Annotated in this window: 15 protein-coding genes; 10 read left to right on the plus strand and 5 right to left on the minus strand. The window is 76.2% G+C overall.

Annotation, left to right across the window (positions count from 1 at the left end):
• Positions 1–126: 126 nt before the first annotated feature.
• Positions 127–912 (minus strand): HAD family phosphatase, encoded by a 786-nt coding sequence (locus tag LG379_RS13065; protein ID WP_225755035.1) that lies wholly within the window; start codon positions 910–912, stop codon positions 127–129.
• 222 nt (positions 913–1134) lie between these two features.
• On the opposite strand from LG379_RS13065, the gene LG379_RS13070 reads away from it, so the two are divergent.
• The 6 genes from LG379_RS13070 to LG379_RS13095 all read left to right on the plus strand — a co-directional run bounded on the left by LG379_RS13070 (position 1135) and on the right by LG379_RS13095 (position 5770).
• Positions 1135–1884 carry a hypothetical protein gene (locus LG379_RS13070; protein WP_225755036.1) on the plus strand — a complete coding sequence of 250 codons (750 nt, stop codon included), beginning with the start codon at positions 1135–1137 and terminating at the stop codon, positions 1882–1884.
• Entirely contained in the window at positions 1881–3080 is a 1200-nt protein-coding gene (locus tag LG379_RS13075) for a TadA family conjugal transfer-associated ATPase (RefSeq protein WP_225755037.1), read from the plus strand. Before LG379_RS13070 ends, LG379_RS13075 begins: the two co-directional genes overlap by 4 nt.
• A gap of 125 nt (positions 3081–3205) precedes the next feature.
• Positions 3206–4372, plus strand: coding sequence for a type II secretion system F family protein (locus LG379_RS13080; protein WP_225755038.1), 1167 nt, complete (start codon positions 3206–3208; stop codon positions 4370–4372).
• A 158-nt stretch (positions 4373–4530) separates the two neighbouring features.
• The gene (locus tag LG379_RS13085; protein ID WP_225755039.1) at positions 4531–4902 is read left to right on the plus strand and encodes a DUF4244 domain-containing protein; all 372 of its coding nucleotides are present in this window, start codon (positions 4531–4533) and stop codon (positions 4900–4902) included.
• Entirely contained in the window at positions 4899–5369 is a 471-nt protein-coding gene (locus tag LG379_RS13090; RefSeq protein ID WP_225755040.1) for a TadE family type IV pilus minor pilin, read from the plus strand. The genes LG379_RS13085 and LG379_RS13090 overlap by 4 nt, the downstream gene beginning before the upstream one ends.
• Positions 5366–5770 carry an Rv3654c family TadE-like protein gene (locus LG379_RS13095; protein ID WP_225755041.1) on the plus strand — a complete coding sequence of 135 codons (405 nt, stop codon included), beginning with the start codon at positions 5366–5368 and terminating at the stop codon, positions 5768–5770. The genes LG379_RS13090 and LG379_RS13095 overlap by 4 nt, the downstream gene beginning before the upstream one ends.
• Positions 5771–5775: 5 nt before the next feature.
• Here the strand turns inward: LG379_RS13095 and LG379_RS13100 are convergent, their stop codons facing one another.
• A complete protein-coding gene (locus tag LG379_RS13100) occupies positions 5776–8409 on the minus strand; it encodes a DEAD/DEAH box helicase (protein WP_225755042.1) in 2634 nt (877 codons plus the stop codon).
• Positions 8410–8525: 116 nt separating this feature from the next.
• Here LG379_RS13100 and LG379_RS13105 point away from each other — a divergent pair, with 116 nt between their 5' ends.
• Positions 8526–8861, plus strand: coding sequence for an STAS domain-containing protein (locus tag LG379_RS13105; RefSeq protein ID WP_225755043.1), 336 nt, complete (start codon positions 8526–8528; stop codon positions 8859–8861).
• 85 nt (positions 8862–8946) lie between these two features.
• On the opposite strand, the gene LG379_RS13110 is transcribed toward LG379_RS13105, so the two are convergent.
• Together LG379_RS13110 and LG379_RS13115 are read right to left on the minus strand one after the other, a co-directional pair.
• Positions 8947–9834, minus strand: coding sequence for an SDR family oxidoreductase (locus tag LG379_RS13110; protein WP_370634520.1), 888 nt, complete (start codon positions 9832–9834; stop codon positions 8947–8949).
• A 46-nt stretch (positions 9835–9880) separates the two neighbouring features.
• Entirely contained in the window at positions 9881–10564 is a 684-nt protein-coding gene (locus tag LG379_RS13115; protein ID WP_225755044.1) for an HAD family hydrolase, read from the minus strand.
• A 384-nt stretch (positions 10565–10948) separates the two neighbouring features.
• On the opposite strand from LG379_RS13115, the gene LG379_RS13120 reads away from it, so the two are divergent.
• Positions 10949–13246, plus strand: a complete 2298-nt coding sequence (locus tag LG379_RS13120; RefSeq protein WP_225755045.1) for a sodium-translocating pyrophosphatase — start codon at positions 10949–10951, stop codon at positions 13244–13246.
• 87 nt (positions 13247–13333) lie between these two features.
• Here LG379_RS13120 and LG379_RS13125 read toward each other — a convergent pair whose 3' ends face one another.
• Positions 13334–14128, minus strand: coding sequence for a hypothetical protein (locus tag LG379_RS13125; protein WP_225755046.1), 795 nt, complete (start codon positions 14126–14128; stop codon positions 13334–13336).
• A gap of 202 nt (positions 14129–14330) precedes the next feature.
• Here LG379_RS13125 and LG379_RS13130 point away from each other — a divergent pair, with 202 nt between their 5' ends.
• Together LG379_RS13130 and LG379_RS13135 are read left to right on the plus strand one after the other, a co-directional pair.
• Positions 14331–14990, plus strand: coding sequence for an endonuclease/exonuclease/phosphatase family protein (locus LG379_RS13130; protein ID WP_225755047.1), 660 nt, complete (start codon positions 14331–14333; stop codon positions 14988–14990).
• Positions 14987–16621 carry a methyltransferase gene (locus tag LG379_RS13135; protein WP_225755048.1) on the plus strand — a complete coding sequence of 545 codons (1635 nt, stop codon included), beginning with the start codon at positions 14987–14989 and terminating at the stop codon, positions 16619–16621. Before LG379_RS13130 ends, LG379_RS13135 begins: the two co-directional genes overlap by 4 nt.
• Positions 16622–16665: the final 44 nt, after the last annotated feature.

The following is a 16665-nucleotide window of genomic DNA, read 5'->3' on the forward strand; positions in this document are numbered from 1 at the left end:
GCCTCCCGCGCGCGCAGCGGAAGGGCCGTTCTGCCCTGGACACGTCGGCACGGGGGGCGGTGTCAGACCGTGGATGATCACGTCCGCGGGCTGGGACGCGCAGCGCGGTCGTCCCATGACGGGGCGTCAGGCGCCGGTGCCGGCCCGGCGGCGGCGCAGGACGAGGAGGACCGCCGCGGCGAGCACGAGGACGGCTCCCACGGGCACGGTCCGGCGCGGCCGCAGACGGCGCAGCGCGACGGGTCGCGCGAACGTGAGCGAGGCCCAGCCGCGCTCGGCGGCCAGGCGGCGCAGCGCCCGGTCGGGGTTCACCACCGCCGCGTGCCCGACGGCCTCGAGGAGGGGCACGTCCGTGACGGAGTCGGAGTAGGCGAAGCTCTCCGCGAGGTCGTAGCCCTCGTGGTCGGCCAGCTCCCGCACACCCTCCGCCTTCGCCGCGCCGTACGCGTAGGACGTGAACCCACCGGTGTAGCGGCCGCCCTCCACCTCCAGGCGCGAGGCGATGACGTGGTCGGCGCCCAGCATCGCGGCGACCGGCTCGACGATCTCGGTGCTCGAGGCCGAGACGACGACGACGTCCCGGCCCTCCGCGTGGTGACGGGCGATGAGCTCGAGGGCCTCCGCGTAGACCATCGGCTCGATCGACTCGCGCACCGTCTCGGCGACGATCGCGGACACCGTGGCGACGTCCCAGCCGGTGACCATGGTCGACAGGCTGCGGCGCAGGCGCTCCGTCGTGACCTCGTCCGCAGGGCCGAGATGGAAGGCGGCGTGCGCGAACGCGGCGCGCAGCGCGGCCCGGCGGGACAGCAGGCCGCCGGTGTGGAAAGGACGGGCGAAGGCCACCGACGACGACGTCGCGATGATCGTCTTGTCGAGGTCGAAGAACGCCGCTGACCGGCTGCCAGCCATCGTCTCCGTCCGGGGTGGGTGCCGAGCGGGCCCGTGGGACCGCGGCGTCGCGGGTGACGCTGTCCGTGAGGGTAACGACCGACGGCGCCGCGGGACCGTCCCCAGCCCCCGTGGCGCGTCGTCCGTCCCCACCCGCGCCGTCCCGGTCCGGGGCCCCGCGGTGGGCGTCGACCAGGCTCACCCGGCGTGGAGGTGGACGGGGGAGCGGTGCGAGGACAGGTGGTGGCCGTGGTCGGCGCTGCGGGCGGGGTGGGCTCCTCGACGCTGGCGTGCCTGCTCGCGCAGCGGCGAGCGGCTGACGGTGACCGGGTGGTGCTCGTCGACCTCGATCCGGGCGGCGGTGGCCTCGACGTGCTGCTGGGCGTGGAGCAGCTCGCCGGAGCGCGATGGTCCGACCTGCGGCACACCGGCAGCGGTGTCGACGCGGCGGCGCTCGTGCGTGCCCTGCCGCACTGGCGTGGCGTGGCGGTGGTGTCGGGGGACGTCCACCGGACCGGGGAGCGGCGGGACCTCGCCGGTCCGGCCCCCGTTGTCGTCGCGTCGGTCGTCGACGCGGTCGTGGCCGGCGGCGGACTGGTCGTCCTCGACGTCTCCGCCCGCGGCGCAGGCGTCGTGCCCGCGTGGGAGGCCGCGGCGAGGCGTACCGACGCGAGCGTCCTGGTCACGGCGCAGGACGTCGTCGGTGTCGCGGCCGGCCTGGTGGCGCGACCCCTGCTGCCCGGAGACCGGGGCGCCCTCGTGCTGCGGGCGCGACGGGCGCCGGTGGTCGCGCCGCTGGAGGCGTCGCAGGCGCTCGGCCTGCGCCACGTCGCCACCCTCCCGCTCGACCGCTCGGTGGGGCCGAGCACGGACCGCGGGCTCGGGCCGCTCGCGGGCCGGGCGCTGGCACGCGCCGTCGGCCGCGTCGAGGCGTCCTGCCTCACGACCCTGCCGCCCCGTCGTCCGCACGGGCGTCGCGCGAGGTCGGCATGACCCGGGGCGAGGTCGGCCCGCACCCCGACCGGACCGGGGCCGCGGCCACGCCCGAGCTCGTCGCCGCGGTCCGCGACCGCCTCGCCGCCACCGGGCAGGACCCGGACCCGCCCGGGGTCGCGCGCGCGGTCCGGGACGTCGGTGGCGTCCTCGGGCGCGAGGAGCTGGGCCGGGTCGTCCGTGCCGTCCGCGACGAGCTGCTGGGGGCGGGTCCGCTCCAGCCGCTGCTCGAGGCGCCGGACGTCACCGACGTGCTGGTCGAGGGCGGCCGGGTGTGGGTGGACCGCGGCTGCGGGCTCGAGCGCGTCCCCGTCGACGTCGGCGGTCCGGAGCGTGTGCGCGCGCTCGCGGTGCGGCTCGCCGCTGCGGGCGGTCAGCGCCTCGACGACGCGGCGCCCGTCGTCGACGCCCGCCTGCCCGACGGCACCCGGCTGCACGCGGTGCTGCCGCCGGTCGCGGAGCCCGGCACCCTCCTGAGCCTGCGGGTGCACCGACCAGGTGGGTACTCGCTCGGCGACCTCGTGCGGCTCGGCGCCGTCGCGCCCGTGGTCGAGCAGGTCCTGCGGGCGCTCGTCGCACGTCGGGCGAACCTCGTGGTCAGCGGGGCCACGGGGACGGGCAAGACGACGCTCCTCGCCGCGCTCCTGTCCCTCGTGCCCGGCGACGAGCGCATCGTCTGCATCGAGGAGGCGGCCGAGCTGCGCCCCGACCACCCGCACGTCGTCCGGCTCGTCGCTCGGCGCCCCAACGTCGAGGGAGCCGGGGAGATCGACCTGGCGGCCCTCGTCCGCCACGCGCTGCGGATGCGCCCGGACCGCGTGGTCCTCGGCGAGTGCCGGGGGGCGGACGTGCGGGAGGTGCTCAGCGCCCTCAACACCGGCCACGACGGGGGCTGCGTCACGCTGCACGCCAACGCCGTCGCGGACGTCCCCGCGCGGCTGGAGGCGCTCGGCGCCCTCGCCGGCATGACGCCGCGCGCCGTGGCGGCGCAGGCGGCGAGCGCGCTGGACGCCGTCGTCCACCTGCGTCGCACGGCCGGCATCCGGCACGTGGCCGAGGTCGCGGCCGTGTCCGGCGGGGCGGACGGGCTCGTGGTCGACCGCGTCCTCGCGTGCGGCCCCCGCGGCGAGCTGGAGGTCGGGGCCGCCTGGCCGGTCGTCGCCCGGCGGTGGGGTCTCGACCCCGTCGTGACGTGAGGCCCCTCGGACGGTCGCGAGGAGCCGGAAGGGCCCGGCCCCCGTGGAGCGGCTCGGGCTCCGTCGCCCGTCGCCGGCGAACCGGCACCGTCGGCACGGCGTCGTTCGTCGCGGCGGTCGGCACCGTGGCGGCTGCCCTGCGCGTGGGCGCCGGGCCGGAGGCGGCGTGGCGCCGGGTCGGCGTCGGCACCGACGACGGCGTCCCCCGCGCCGCGGACCTCCTCGGCCTCGGCGGCGCCGGCGCGCGCCATGTCTCGTCCGTGTGCGCGGCCGTTCGCCTGTCCCTCCAGGTGGGGACGCCGGCGGCAGCCCTGCTCGAGCGGGTGACCCTCGCCGTCGCGCGCGACGACGAGGCCGAGGGCCGGCGGCGGGCGGCGCTGGCCGGTCCGCGCGCGCCGGCGCGTCTGCTCGCCTGGCTGCCGGCCGTGGGTCTCCTGCTCGGGGCGTCGCTCGGCGCGCGACCGTGGGAGCAGCTCCTCGGCGGCGGTGCGGGGAGCCTGAGCGGCCTCCTCGGCCTGGTGCTGCTCGTAGCCGGCAGGCGGTGGACGACCTGGGAGATCCGCTCCGCGGAACGCGCGGGCTCCCCGGAGGCGTCCGGTGACGAGCGGGCGGGCAGGTCGCGGCCGTGCGCGTCCGGACGCCGGTCGAGGCGGCGCCGTCGAGCGACGGCGCTGCGCGAGCCGCTCCCGGCGGCGTGGGTGCGGTCGACGGCCGAGCGGGCTGCCCGCGGGCCGGGCTTCCCACCAGGCAGCGGCGGGGCGGGGTGGTGGCGGCCGCGAGGCGCACGGCGCGCAGGTCGGGTGGGCCGCCTCGGCGACCGGCCCGGCCCGCGCTCGCCGGTGCGCCGCACGCTCACGGCCCCGGGGGTGGAGGAGGCGGTCCTCCTCGACCTGGTGGAGGGGGCGTGCCTGGCGGGTGTGGGTGTCCCGCAGGCGATCGACGCGGTGGGTGCCGCGGTCGGCGGTCCCGCGGGCGCGGGCCTGCGGCGCACCGCCCGCGCCCTGGGACTCGGGGCGCCCTGGGACGCGGCGTGGCGGGGGACCGGACCCGAGGTCGGCGCGGTCGCACGAGCCCTCCGCCCCGCCTGGGAGGACGGGGTTCCCCCCGCGGGTCTGCTCCGGAGCGCGGCGGAGGCCTCGCGACGTGACAGGGACGCGCGGGCGTCCGAGGCGGCGGCCCGGCTCGGGGTCCGGCTCGTCGTCCCGCTCGGGCTGTGCCACCTGCCGGCCTTCGTGCTCGTCGGTCTGGTCCCGGTGCTCGGGTCGATGGCGGCGACGACGCTGGGTGGCTGAGGAGCGTGCGCGGTCCACAGGCAGGGTCGGCCCCGGCCCCTCCACCGGCCGGTCCGTCCCCGCTGAGGGCCCGACCCGCCGCCCACGCAGTCTCGTCGCACGGCGTCGGACCACGACGCCGCCGGGCCCGCGGACCGGGCGACGAGGGAGGTGGTCCCATGGTGACGACGACGGACAGGCCGAGCCGCAGGGCGGCGCGGCGAGCGAGATCGACGGTGCAGCGGGGTGCGCCGGGTGCGGCCGCGGACGGGCGGACCCGAGAGCCGGCGGAGCGTGGTGCAGTCCACGAGGCGACCGAGGTGGCGGTCGGTCCGCGGGCCGACCGGGTCGTGTCGTCGATCGCACCCCGGGGGCGCGGCGCGACGGCCCCGCGTCCGGCGCGGTGGGACGACGCCGGGATGGCCACCGCGGAGTACGCGATCGCCACCGTCGCCGCCGCGGGCTTCGCGGGCCTGCTCATCGCCATCCTGCGCAGCGACGAGGTGCGGGGCCTGCTCCTGGGCATCGTGCGCGGTGCGCTGTCCCCGTGACCGTCGTGCACGCGCCGCTGCGCGGCCCCCGGCCCGGCGCCCTCGCGCGCCGGGCCGGTGCTGCGGTGCATCGGCCGGGGCTGTCCACCGGTCGGGGCGGCACGGGGCGTCCTGGCGGGCCGCACCCGTCCGACAGCGAGCGCGGCGCCGTGACCGCCGAGCTGGCCCTGGCACTGCCTGCGGTCGTCCTCGTGCTCGCCGTGGTGCTCGCCACCGTCGCGGCCGGCGCGGCGCAGCTGCGGTGCGCCGACGCGGCACGCGCGGGTGCGCGGGCCGCCGCGATCGGCGAGGACCACGCCGAGGTGCGCGCCGTCGCCCGACGGGTGGCGGGTGATCGGGCGGTCGTCGAGGTCGGGCAGGAGGCCGAGTGGGTGACGGTGGTCGTCAGCACCACGGTCCCGGGGGCGTGGTTCACCGGCGGACGACTGACCGTCCGGGGGTCCGCGACCGCCTGGGTCGAGCCATGACGACGGTCCCTGCGGACGACGGAGGTCGGGCAGGGCGTCCTGACGAGGGGGCGGGGTCCGTGCTCGTCGTGGCGGTGGTCGCCGTCACGCTCGTGCTCGCCGGGACGCTCGCGGTCGCCCTCCGCGCGCACGTCGCCAGGACGCACGTCCAGGCGGCCGCCGACCTCGCCGCGCTGGCGGCGGCGCAGTCCCTCGTCGTGCCGACGGGCCTCACCACGGAGACGACGGGTCGGGCGTGCCCCCTCGCGGTCGAGGTCGCCGATCGGCACGGCGCCCGCGTGGTGACGTGCGTGGTGGGGCAGGGCGGAGTGGTCGAGGTCGTTCTCGAGACCGCCACCTCCCTGGGCGCTGCCCGTGCGACGGCGCGTGCGGGGCCGGTTGACGCGTCGGGACCTCGGTGAACCGGTCAGGCCTCGTGGGCGAGGACCGCGTCGAGGAGCCGCACGGCGGCGTCCTTCTCCAGGGGGCTGTTGCCGTTGCCGCACTTCGGCGACTGCACGCACGCCGGGCACCCGCCGGTGCAGCCGCACGTGGCGATGGCGTCGCGGGTCGCCCGCAACCACCGCGCGCCCAGGTCGAACCCGCGCTCCGCGAACCCCGCACCGCCGGGGTAGGCGTCGTGGACGAAGACCGTCGCGCACTCCGTGTCGACGTGCATCGCGGTCGACACCCCGCCGAGGTCCCACCGGTCGCAGGTCGCCAGCAGAGGCAGGAGGCCGATGGAGGCGTGCTCGGCGGCGTGCAGCGCCCCCGGGACGTCGCCGTCGTCGACGCCGGCCGCCGCCAGCACCTCGATGGGTGCGGTCCACCAGACCGCGGTGGTCGGGAGCGTCCGTGCGGGCAGGTCCAGCGGCTCCTGACCGAGCACGGTCATCTCGGGCAGGCGGCGCTTCTGGTAGCTCACGACCTGGGTCGTGACGTCCACGGGGCCGAAGCCCCACTGCACGGGGCCGGCGCGGCGCCCGGCGCGGACGCCGCGGATCTCGATCGACGTGAGCCAGCGCGACCACGTCCCGTAGTCGACCCGCCCGGCCGTCACCATCGCGACGGACTGCTCCAGGTCGAGCTCGTCGACGAGGAAGGTCGCGCCCTGGTGCACGTACACCGCGCCCGCATGCACCGTGGCGTCGGCGGAGCCGGCGTCCACCGTCCCCAGGAGGCGCCCCGTCGCCGACTCGACCACCCGGACCGGTTCCCCGCCGGAGCCCCGCAGGTCCGTGAGGCGGGTCGCGGGCTCCGGGTGCGTCCAGTACCACCCGGACGCGCGACGACGCAGCGCACCGCGGTCCACGAGCACGTCGAGGAGCTCCAGGGTCCCTGGGCCGAACAGCGCCAGCTCGTCGGACCGCAGGGGGACCTCGGCGGCGGCAGCGCACAGGTGCGGGCCCAGGACGTACGGGTTCCCGGGGTCGAACACGGTGGCCTCGACGGGGGCGCCGAAGACCGCCTGCGGGTGGTGCACGAGGTAGGTGTCGAGCGGGTCCTCGCGGGCGATGAGCGCGACGAGACCCTCCGAGCCCGCGCGGCCCGCGCGGCCCGCCTGCTGCCACAGCGACATGCGCGTCCCCGGCCAGCCGGCGATGAGCACGGCGTCCAGCCCCGCGATGTCCACCCCGAGCTCGAGCGCGTTGGTGGTGGCCAGCGCCTGCAGGTCCCCGGAGCGGATCGCCTGCTCGAGGGCCCGGCGCTCCTCGGGCAGGTAGCCGCCCCGGTACGCGGCCACCGTGCGCCCCAGTCCGGGGCGGACGTGGTCCAGGTGGTCCTGCGCGGCGGCAGCGACCGACTCGGCGGCGCGTCGCGAGCGCGCGAAGGCGAGCGTGCGCGCCCCGGCGAGGACGAGGTCGGCCAGCAGGTCCGCCATCTCGGCGGTGGCGGTGCGGTGGGCGGGGGCGGTCGGGGCGTCCTCGTGGTGCGCCTCGACCGGCGCCCCGGCGGACGGCGCCGGCGCGCCGTCCGCCGCCGTGCCCGCCGTGCCCACCGTGCCGGAGGAGTCCTCAGGCGTGCCGTGGTCGTCCACCGGCTCCGCCCCGTGGGACTCGCCCGCCGCGGACAGCAGCGCGTCGTCGTCCGTGCCCGTGACCGCGCGCGGCAGGGTCGCCACCTCCGCGGGCTCCGGCTCGCCGAGGACGACCGCCTGCCCCGGCAGCTCCGGGGGCTGCCACAGCGCGAACGTCTTGCGACCCTGGGGCGAGGCGTCCTCGGTGACGGCGACGACGTCGTCGGCGGCGACGCCCACGAGGCGGGCGGCGCTCGCGGCAGGGTCGGCCGTGGTCGCGGAGGCGAGGACGAACGTGGGCGCGCTGCCGTAGTGGACGGCCACGCGCCGCAGCCGCCGCAGGACCGCCGCGACGTGGGCGCCGAAGACCCCGCGGTAGGCGTGGCTCTCGTCGACGACGACGTAGCGCAGCCCGCGGAGCAGCCGAGCCCACCTGCGGTGGCCCGGCAGCAGGGAGAAGTGCAGGAAGTCCGGGTTGGTCAGCACCACGTCGGCGTACTCGTGGACCCAGCGACGCTCCGTCCGGTCCGTGTCCCCGTCGCACGTCGCGGGGCGCAGGTCGCGGTGGTCCGCGGCGCGGACCAGGCGTTCCAGGCCGGCGAGCTGGTCCGCGGCCAGCGCCTTCGTGGGGCACAGGTACAGCACCGTGCCCCGCCGGGGGCCGAAGGAGCCTGGCGACGGCGCCGACAGCGCCCGCGCTCGTTCGCCGGGCGGCTCGCCGTGCACCGCGGTGAGCGCGGGCAACCAGAACGCCAGGGACTTGCCCGAGCCCGTCGACGTCGCCAGCACGGTGTGGCGGCCCGACCACGCCGCCTCCGCGGCCTGCACCTGGTGCTCCCACGGCTCGGCGACGCCGAGCACCCCGTAGCCCGCCACGAGGCGCGGGTCCGCCCAGACCGGCCACGGTGCCGTCCGGCCCTCACGGGCGGGGAGGCGTTCGACGTGGGTGGCGCGCTCGGCGCGACGGCCACCCGCGAGCAGCACGTCGAGCAGGTGTGCGCTGTCGACCACGGGCGCATCCTCGCACCGGCCCCCGACACCCATCGCAGCGTGCCCCCGCGTCACCCGCGTGCGCGGCCTGTGCGTGGTCTGCGCGTGCTCCGGGCCGGTCTTTGGTTGAATGGCCGGGTTCGGTAGGCCGAGAGTTCAAGGAGGTCGGTGTGGACGTCACCGTCACGAGCCGTGCCAACGGTGACCGCACCGTCGTCGAGGTCACCGGGGAGATCGACGTCTACACGGCGCCGGCCCTCCGCGAGGAGCTGTCCTCCCTCATCGACGCGGAGAGCACCAACCTGGTCGTCGACCTCACCCAGGTCAGCTTCATGGACTCCACCGGCCTGGGTGTGCTGGTCGGCGCGCTGAAGAAGGTCCGTACCCTCGGCGGGGACCTCCAGCTGGTCATCTCGCAGGAGAAGATCCTCAAGGTCTTCCGCATCACCGCGCTGACCCAGGTCTTCACGATCCACCCGACGCTCGAGGAGTCCCTGCAGGGCTGACGGACGAGCGCCGGACGGGCACCCGCACGGCACGAGCCCCGGACCGCGACGGTCCGGGGCTCGTCCCGTGGTCGCCCGGAAGGCGTCAGGGCATCATCTTCCCGCCCGCCACGCCGAGGCGCTGGCCGGTGGTGTAGCTGGACTCCTGCGACGCGAAGAACACGTACGCGGGCGCGAGCTCTGCGGGCTGACCGGGGCGGCCCTCGGGTGTGTCCTCACCGAAGCTCTCCACCTTGCCCTCCGGCATGGTCGCCGGGATGAGCGGCGTCCAGATCGGGCCCGGCGCGACCGTGTTGACCCGGATGCCGCGCTCGGCGAGCTGCTGCGCCAGTCCACGGGTGAAGTTGATGATCCCTGCCTTGGTCACCGCGTAGTCGAGCAGCTCGGGGCTCGGCTGGTACCCCTGGACCGACGACGTGTTGATGATCGTGCCGCCCTCACCCATGTGCTCGAGCGCCGCCCTGGTGAGCCAGAACATCGCGTAGATGTTCGTCTTCATCACCCGGTCGAGCTGCTCCGTCGTGATGTCGAAGATCCCGTTCTCCTGCGCCATCTGGTACGCGGCGTTGTTGACGAGGACGTCGATCCCGCCCAGCTCCGCGACGGCGCGGTCGACGATCTCCTGGCATGCCTCCTCCGAGCGGATGTCACCGGGGACGAGCACGGCCTTGCGGCCCGCGTCACGGACCCAGCGCGCCGTCTCGTCCGCGTCCTCCTGCTCCTCGGGCAGGTACGACAGGACGACGTCGGCGCCCTCGCGGGCGTACGCGATGGCGACCGCACGGCCGATTCCCGAGTCACCGCCGGTGATGATCGCCCGCTTGCCCTCGAGCCGGCCGGAGCCGACGTACGACTCCTCGCCGTGGTCCGGCTTCTCGTCCATGTCCTTCGTGAGGCCGGGGTAGGCGATGGTGTCCGAGTCGGGGGAGCCGTACTGCTCGGTCGGGTCCTGAGGTGTCGTCTGGTCGGTCATGGAGTGCCTCCTGGGTGTGGGGAGCGGGTGGTCGTCGGGGTGCGGGTCACCACGTCTGCGCCAGCGGGCTGTCGTCGAGGTCGTCGAGCAGGGCGGCGACGTCCCGGTAGACCGCCACCGCGCCGGCGTCGCGCAGCTCGGCCTCGCTGACGCCCCCGCTGAGCACGCCGACGCGACGCACGCCGGCGCGCTCGGCCGCCTGGACGTCCCACACGGTGTCCCCGACGAGCACGGCCCGGCCGGGGGCGACGTCCGCGACCTCCAGGGCGGTGAGGACGAGATCGGGGTCCGGCTTGGCCTCCTCCACGTCCTTGGCCGACGTGACCCCCGTGAGCGCGTCCTCGACGTCCAGGACGGCCAGCAGTCGTTCGAGCTCCTCGGGCCCGGCAGACGTCGCGAGCACCGTCCGCGCGCCGCGGTCGGCGATCGCCCGCACCAGCTCGCGCGCACCCGGGAAGGGCCGCTGCAGCTCCGCGAGCTCGGCGTAGTGCTCCGTGTGCCGCTTCTTGGCCCGGTCGCCCAGCTCGTGGACCGCGTCGCCGAGCAGCGCGGCGAGCAGCAGCGAGGACCCCATCCCGATCGCCCGGTGGACCCGCCACGCGTCGACCGGCCGGTCCACCTCCGCGAACGCCTGCACCCACGCGTGGACGTGCAGGTAGTTGGAGTCGACGAGCGTCCCGTCGATGTCGAGCAGGACGGCCCCGGGGGAGCTCTCAGGGGTGGTGGGCATCCCCCAGTGGAACAAGGTCCAGCCGGGCGCGCGCGTCGACGAGCACGTCAGCCGCCGGTCCCGGTCCCGCCCTCGACGCGCTCGGGGGCCGCCTGCTCCGCGACCCGGGCCAGCTCGCCCCCGCCTCCAGCACGGCGCCGTCCGCCATCATCACCCGCCTGCGGCCGCCGGTCGGCCCTCCTGCGGCCGACCGGCTCTGCCCTCACCCTCGTCGACGACCGGACCGGGGAATCGTCGGGGTGCGGTCGTCCCGCCGACCGATCGCCGGGTCCGGCCCGGCTCGCGCCCCTTCCGCTCACCCGTAGACTGCGCGCATCCCGCGGCCCGAACGGTCGCTTGCGCCGTCGGCAACGACGCCGGCCGGCACGTGATCTAGGAGGACGGATGCCCTCGCTCGGAACCTCGAGCCTCATCATCGTCGGCGGCATCGCCCTGGTCGCGGTCGTCTCGCTCGCTCTCGCGGTGGTCCTGCGCAAGCAGGTCCTCGCCGCGGGCGAGGGCACGACGCGCATGCAGGAGATCGCCACCGCTGTCCAGGAGGGGGCTTCCGCCTACCTCAGCCGCATGTTCCGCACGCTGGTGCTGTTCGCGGTCCTCGTCTTCGCCCTGCTGTTCCTCCTGCCCGGCGACACCGGCGTGCGGATCGGCCGGTCCATCTTCTTCCTGCTCGGGGCGGGCTTCTCCGCCGCTATCGGCTACCTCGGCATGTGGCTCGCCGTGCGTGCCAACGTGCGCGTCGCGGCTGCCGCGATGCACAGCAACGGCCGGACCGAGGGCGCGCGGATCGCGTTCCGCACCGGTGGCGTCGTCGGCATGTCCGTCGTCGGCCTCGGGCTCCTCGGCGCGTCGTCGGTCGTCCTCATCTACCGCGGCGACGCGCCGGCGGTGCTCGAGGGCTTCGGCTTCGGCGCGGCCCTGCTGGCGATGTTCATGCGTGTCGGCGGCGGCATCTTCACCAAGGCCGCCGACGTCGGCGCGGACCTGGTCGGCAAGGTCGAGCAGGGCATCCCCGAGGACGACCCGCGCAACGCGGCCACCATCGCGGACAACGTCGGCGACAACGTGGGCGACTGCGCGGGCATGGCCGCGGACCTCTTCGAGTCCTACGCCGTGACGCTCGTCGCCGCCCTCATCCTGGGCAAGGTCGCGTTCGGCGAGCAGGGTCTCGTCTTCCCGCTCATCGTCCCGGCGATCGGCGCGCTCACCGCGGGCCTCGGCGTCTACATCACGCGTGTCCGCGGCACGGAGAGCGGCCTGCGCGCGATCTACCGCGGGTTCTACACCTCGGCCCTCATCGGCGCGGTGCTGTCGGCGGTCGCCGCCTACGTCTACCTGCCCTCGAGCTTCGCGGGCCTGACGCCGATCGAGGGCAGCGACTTCGCCGCCGAGACGGGCGACCCCCGTCTGCTCGCCACGCTCGCCGTCGTCATCGGCATCGTGCTCGCCGGGGTCATCCTCTGGCTCACGGGCTACTTCACGGGCACCACGTCCAAGCCGACGCTGCACGTCGCCCGCACCTCGCTGACGGGCCCCGCCACGGTGGTCCTGTCCGGCATCGGGGTGGGCTTCGAGTCCGCCGTCTACACCGCGGGCATCATCGCCGCGGCCATCTGCGCCGTGTTCCTCATCGCCGGCGGCTCCGTGTGGCTGTCCCTGTTCCTCATCGCGCTCGCGGGCTGCGGACTGCTCACGACCGTGGGCGTCATCGTCGCCATGGACACCTTCGGCCCGGTGAGCGACAACGCCCAGGGCATCGCCGAGATGTCCGGCGACATCGACGCCGCGGGCGCCCAGACGCTCACGGACCTCGACGCGGTCGGCAACACCACCAAGGCGATCACCAAGGGCATCGCGATCGCCACGGCCGTCCTCGCGGCCACGGCGCTGTTCGGCTCCTACTCCGACGCGGTCCGCAAGGCCCTGGAGAGCCTCGGCGACCTCTCGGGCGAGGGCGGGCTGTCCGTCGCGATGCTGTCCTACGAGGTCATCTCCCCGATCACGCTGGTCGGCGTCATCCTCGGTGCCGCCACCGTGTTCCTGTTCTCGGGCCTGGCCATCGACGCCGTGACCCGGGCGGCTGGTGCGATCGTCTTCGAGGTGCGCCGGCAGTTCCGGGAGATGCCCGGGATCATGACCGGCGAGACGCGCCCCGAGTACGGCAAGGTCGTCGACATCTGCACGCGCGACTCCCTGCGCGAGCTCGCGACGCCGGGACTCCTCGCCGCGTTCGCGCCCATCGCCGTCGGCTTCGGCCTCGGCGTCGGGCCGCTCGCGGGCTTCCTCGCCGGGACCATCGGGGCCGGTGTGCTCATGGCCGTCTTCCTCGCGAACTCCGGCGGCGCGTGGGACAACGCCAAGAAGATCGTCGAGGACGGCAAGTACGGCGGGAAGAACTCCGACGCCCACGCCGCCGTCGTCATCGGCGACACCGTCGGCGACCCGTTCAAGGACACCGCCGGCCCGGCGATCAACCCGCTCATCAAGGTCATGAACCTCGTCGCGCTGCTCATCGCGCCCGCGGTCGTCCAGGTGAGCATCGGCCCCGACGCGAACCACACGCTGCGGCTGGGCATCGCCACCTTCGCGGCGCTCGTCGCCTTCGGTGCCGTGGTCCTGTCGCGGTTTCGGGCCGCCAAGGTGGACTCCGAGGCGCGCCTCGAGCACGAGGCGCACCTGGTCTGACCCGGACGACGTCTGACAGGACGCAGGCCCCGGTCCCCTCACGGGGCCGGGGCCTGCGTCGTGCTCGTGACCGACGACGGCGGGCCGTCAGCGGCGGGTGAGCACCTGGGTCAGCGGGTCGAGCTCCGTCTCGCCGGCGTCCGGGGACTCGCTGGGCTCGGGGGACTCGTCGTCGGACGAGTCCTCGCCCGACGCGTCGTCGTCCGGCGACTCCGTGGGCTCCGGCGACGCCGAGGCGTCGAGGTCCACGTCGGCCACGGGCGTCAGCCGCAGCTCCTCCTCGTCGCACGTGAAGGTGAACTCCTGGTCGACCGCGTAGCTGTCGCCACCCAGTGCCTCGACGCCGGGCAGGTCGTACTCCTCGCCGCCGAGCTCCGCCGTCACCTCGGACTCCAGCCCGCTCACGTCGACGTCGGTGACGGACAGCGTGTCGTCCTCGATCGTGTAGGTGCCCTCGAGGGCGCCGTCCAGGCGCACCGTGACCATGATCTCCTGCGCGTCCTGCTCGCCGTCGATCGCGAGCACGATCTCGGTGACCTGGTCCTCGAACTCGGTGGTCATCGTCGAGCCGTCGAACGTCACGACCGTGTCGCCGGAGACGTCCACCTCCGGCTCGATCTCGATCTCGCCGAGGTCGAGGGACTGGACGGCTCGCCGCTCCGCCGCCTCGAGGTCGCCGTCCCACTCGCCCTCGACGCACTCGGCACCGCCGCCGGACGCCGAGGCGTCGTCGTCGTCGGTGGGCGAGGCCGCCGGGCTGGGTGCGGAGGACGGGGACGTGGTCGTTGTCGTCCCGCCCGTCTCGGTCGCGGTGCACGCGCCGAGCGCGAGGATCCCGACGCCGGCCATCGCCGGCAGCACGCGAGTCCTGGTCCTGAGCATCCGTGTTCTCCGTTCCTCGGCGACGGCCCGTCGCGGGGTCGGGGGCTGACCTGGGGCCGCGGTCTGTGCTCCAACGTGGCATGCGCCGGGACGGGTCGCACCCGGGCAGGCGTGTCCCCGAGCGCATCCGGCTCGCCGCCGCGCGCCCTCCCGGATGCGGACGCGCTGGTGCGGCCGCGTGTCGCTGGGGTGGAATGGCCCCGTGCCCTCTCTGCGCGTCGTGACGTGGAACCTCCGTCAGCTCAAGGACGACCGGTCCGCCGTCGTCGACGTGATCCGGGCGCTGGACGCGGACGTCGTCGCGGTCCAGGAGCCGCCGCGCGGCCCGTGGGGTCGCTCGCGCCTGCGCCGGCTCGCGCACGACGCGGGGCTGACGGTCGCCGTCGCCGGTGGCGGCGCCCGCACGACGGCGCTCCTGGTGCGGCCCGGCCTGCCGGTGCACGGCGCCCGGTCGATGCGCCTGGCCTGGCGCCCCGGCCGGACGCGTCGGGGCCTCGCGTTCGCCGAGGTCGCCGGGATCCGGGTCATCAGCGTCCACCTCTCCCTGGCCGAGGCGGAACGGCAGCGCCACCTGGTGCGCCTCGGCCACCTCGTCCGGTCGACCACGAGCAGCGGCGTCGTCCTCGCGGGCGACCTCAACGAGGAGCCGGGCGGGCCCACGCGACGCGCCCTCGAGCGCCACCTGCGTGACGTCACGACCGCCGTGGGCCCGACCTTCCCCGCGCGGCGCCCCCACCGTCGCCTCGACGCGGTGCTCGTCAGCCCGGGGGTCCGGGTGTCCCAGGCGCGTCGGGTGCAGGACGAGCTGACCCGTGTGGCCAGCGACCACCTGCCCGTCGTGGTGGAGGTCTCGTCGCCGTGAGCGCCGGTGCGCCCACGCACGGCCCCGCGCCGCTCCTCGCGGCGCTGCGGGAGGACCTGGCGTCCTTCACCGTCGACGCGGTCGAGGACCTGCTCGGCCCGGTCGCGTCGGCGGCGCTGCACCGGGAGCAGGCCCTGCCGGCGCTGCGGGAGCTCGGCGAGCCGGCCGACCTCGGCGCGTCGCCCGGGCAGGCGGTCGGGGCCCTCGCGGACCCGCTGGGCACGCTCGTCCGCGCGTTCCTGCTGGGCCGGCCTGTCCGGCGGGCCGACCTGGACCGCGCCCTGCCGCGGGTGCTCGCCGACGGCGCGGAGCGGCTGGGTCTGGTGGCCACGGCCGGGGCCTCCGACGACGACGCCGTCCACGCCCGGGTCGACCTGCGCCCCTACCGCGCGGTCGACGGGGCGGGGGCGGTCGACTGGTGGCTGGCGTCCGACCAGGGGGAGGTGGCGACCGGACGAGCCCTGCGGCCGGACCACGTCCTGGGCGTCGGCGGCGCCTCGACGACCCTCGCCCAGGTGACGGTGCGGTCGCCCCGCCGCCGGACCCTCGACATCGGGACGGGCTGCGGGGTGCAGGCGCTCCACGCGGCCCGGCACAGCGACGCCGTCGTCGGCACGGACGTCTCCGCCCGGGCCCTCGCCTTCGCGCGCTTCAACGCGGCGCTCGCCGGCGTCGACCTGGACCTGCGTCAGGGCTCGATGCTCGAACCGGTGCGGGACGGCGAGCCGTTCGACCTCGTGGTGTCCAACCCCCCGTTCGTCATCACCCCCCGCGCCGCGGCGGGTGCCCGACCGGGCCGCGCGGCTCCGGCACGGCGCAGCGCGTCCGGGGACGCCCCGCTGCCGATCTTCGAGTACCGCGACGGCGGACGCGCGGGGGACGACCTCGTCGCCGACCTCGTGCGGGACATCGGCGCGGTGCTGGCGCCGGGTGGCGTCGCGCAGCTGCTCGGCAACTGGGAGCACCCCCGCGGCGAGGACTGGCGCGAGCGGGTCGGCACCTGGCTCGACGCGTCCGGGCTGGACGGCTGGGTCGTCCAGCGCGAGGTCCAGGACCCGGCGGAGTACGCCGAGACGTGGCTCCGCGACGGCGGCACGACGCCCGAGCGGGACGCGGCGGGCTGGGCGGCGGCGTATGGCGCCTGGCTCGACGACTTCGCAGCGCGCGGCGTCGAGGCGGTCGGCTTCGGGCTCGTCCTCCTGCGCAGGCCGGCGGCCGGCGCCCCGCGGCTGCGGCGCCTGGAGGAACGGACGGGCCCCGTGCGCCAGCCGCTCGGCGCGCACCTCGCCGCGGCCCTCGCGGCTCATGACCTGCTCGCCGCCACCGACGACGACGCCCTGCTGGGGCTGGCGCCGACCGTCGCCCCGGACGTCACCGAGGAGCGGCACCTCCGGCCCGGGGCGGTCGACCCGACGGTCGTGCTGCTGCGCCAGGGCGGCGGCTTCGGCCGCGTCGTCCAGGCGGGGACGGCCCTCGCCGGCCTCGTCGGGACGTGCGACGGCGAGCTCACCGTCGGGCAGATCGTCGGCGGGATCGGCGCCATCCTCGACGTGCCGGTCGACGCGCTGCGGGCCGAGCTGCTGCCGCAGGTCCGCGACCTCGTGGCCGACGGGTTCCTGCTCCTCGGCTGAGCCTGCCGCCCTGGGGCGGGCGCCCCGCCCCCTGCTCGACCTCC

It is taken from the genome of Actinotalea sp. Marseille-Q4924 (assembly GCF_916618755.1).
Taxonomy (GTDB): domain Bacteria; phylum Actinomycetota; class Actinomycetes; order Actinomycetales; family Cellulomonadaceae; genus Actinotalea.

Bases quoted from the DNA above. Each gene is read 5' to 3' on its own strand.
- LG379_RS13075 (WP_225755037.1), top strand. From the start codon at position 1,881: ATGACCCGGGGCGAGGTCGGCCCGCACCCCGACCGGACCGGGGCCGCG.
- LG379_RS13125 (WP_225755046.1), bottom strand. From the start codon at position 14,128: ATGCTCAGGACCAGGACTCGCGTGCTGCCGGCGATGGCCGGCGTCGGG.
- LG379_RS13115 (WP_225755044.1), bottom strand. From the start codon at position 10,564: ATGCCCACCACCCCTGAGAGCTCCCCCGGGGCCGTCCTGCTCGACATC.
- LG379_RS13085 (WP_225755039.1), top strand. From the start codon at position 4,531: ATGGTGACGACGACGGACAGGCCGAGCCGCAGGGCGGCGCGGCGAGCG.
- LG379_RS13100 (WP_225755042.1), bottom strand. From the start codon at position 8,409: ATGGGTGTCGGGGGCCGGTGCGAGGATGCGCCCGTGGTCGACAGCGCA.
- LG379_RS13110 (WP_370634520.1), bottom strand. From the start codon at position 9,834: ATGACCGACCAGACGACACCTCAGGACCCGACCGAGCAGTACGGCTCC.
- LG379_RS13120 (WP_225755045.1), top strand. From the start codon at position 10,949: ATGCCCTCGCTCGGAACCTCGAGCCTCATCATCGTCGGCGGCATCGCC.
- LG379_RS13095 (WP_225755041.1), top strand. From the start codon at position 5,366: ATGACGACGGTCCCTGCGGACGACGGAGGTCGGGCAGGGCGTCCTGAC.
- LG379_RS13065 (WP_225755035.1), bottom strand. From the start codon at position 912: ATGGCTGGCAGCCGGTCAGCGGCGTTCTTCGACCTCGACAAGACGATC.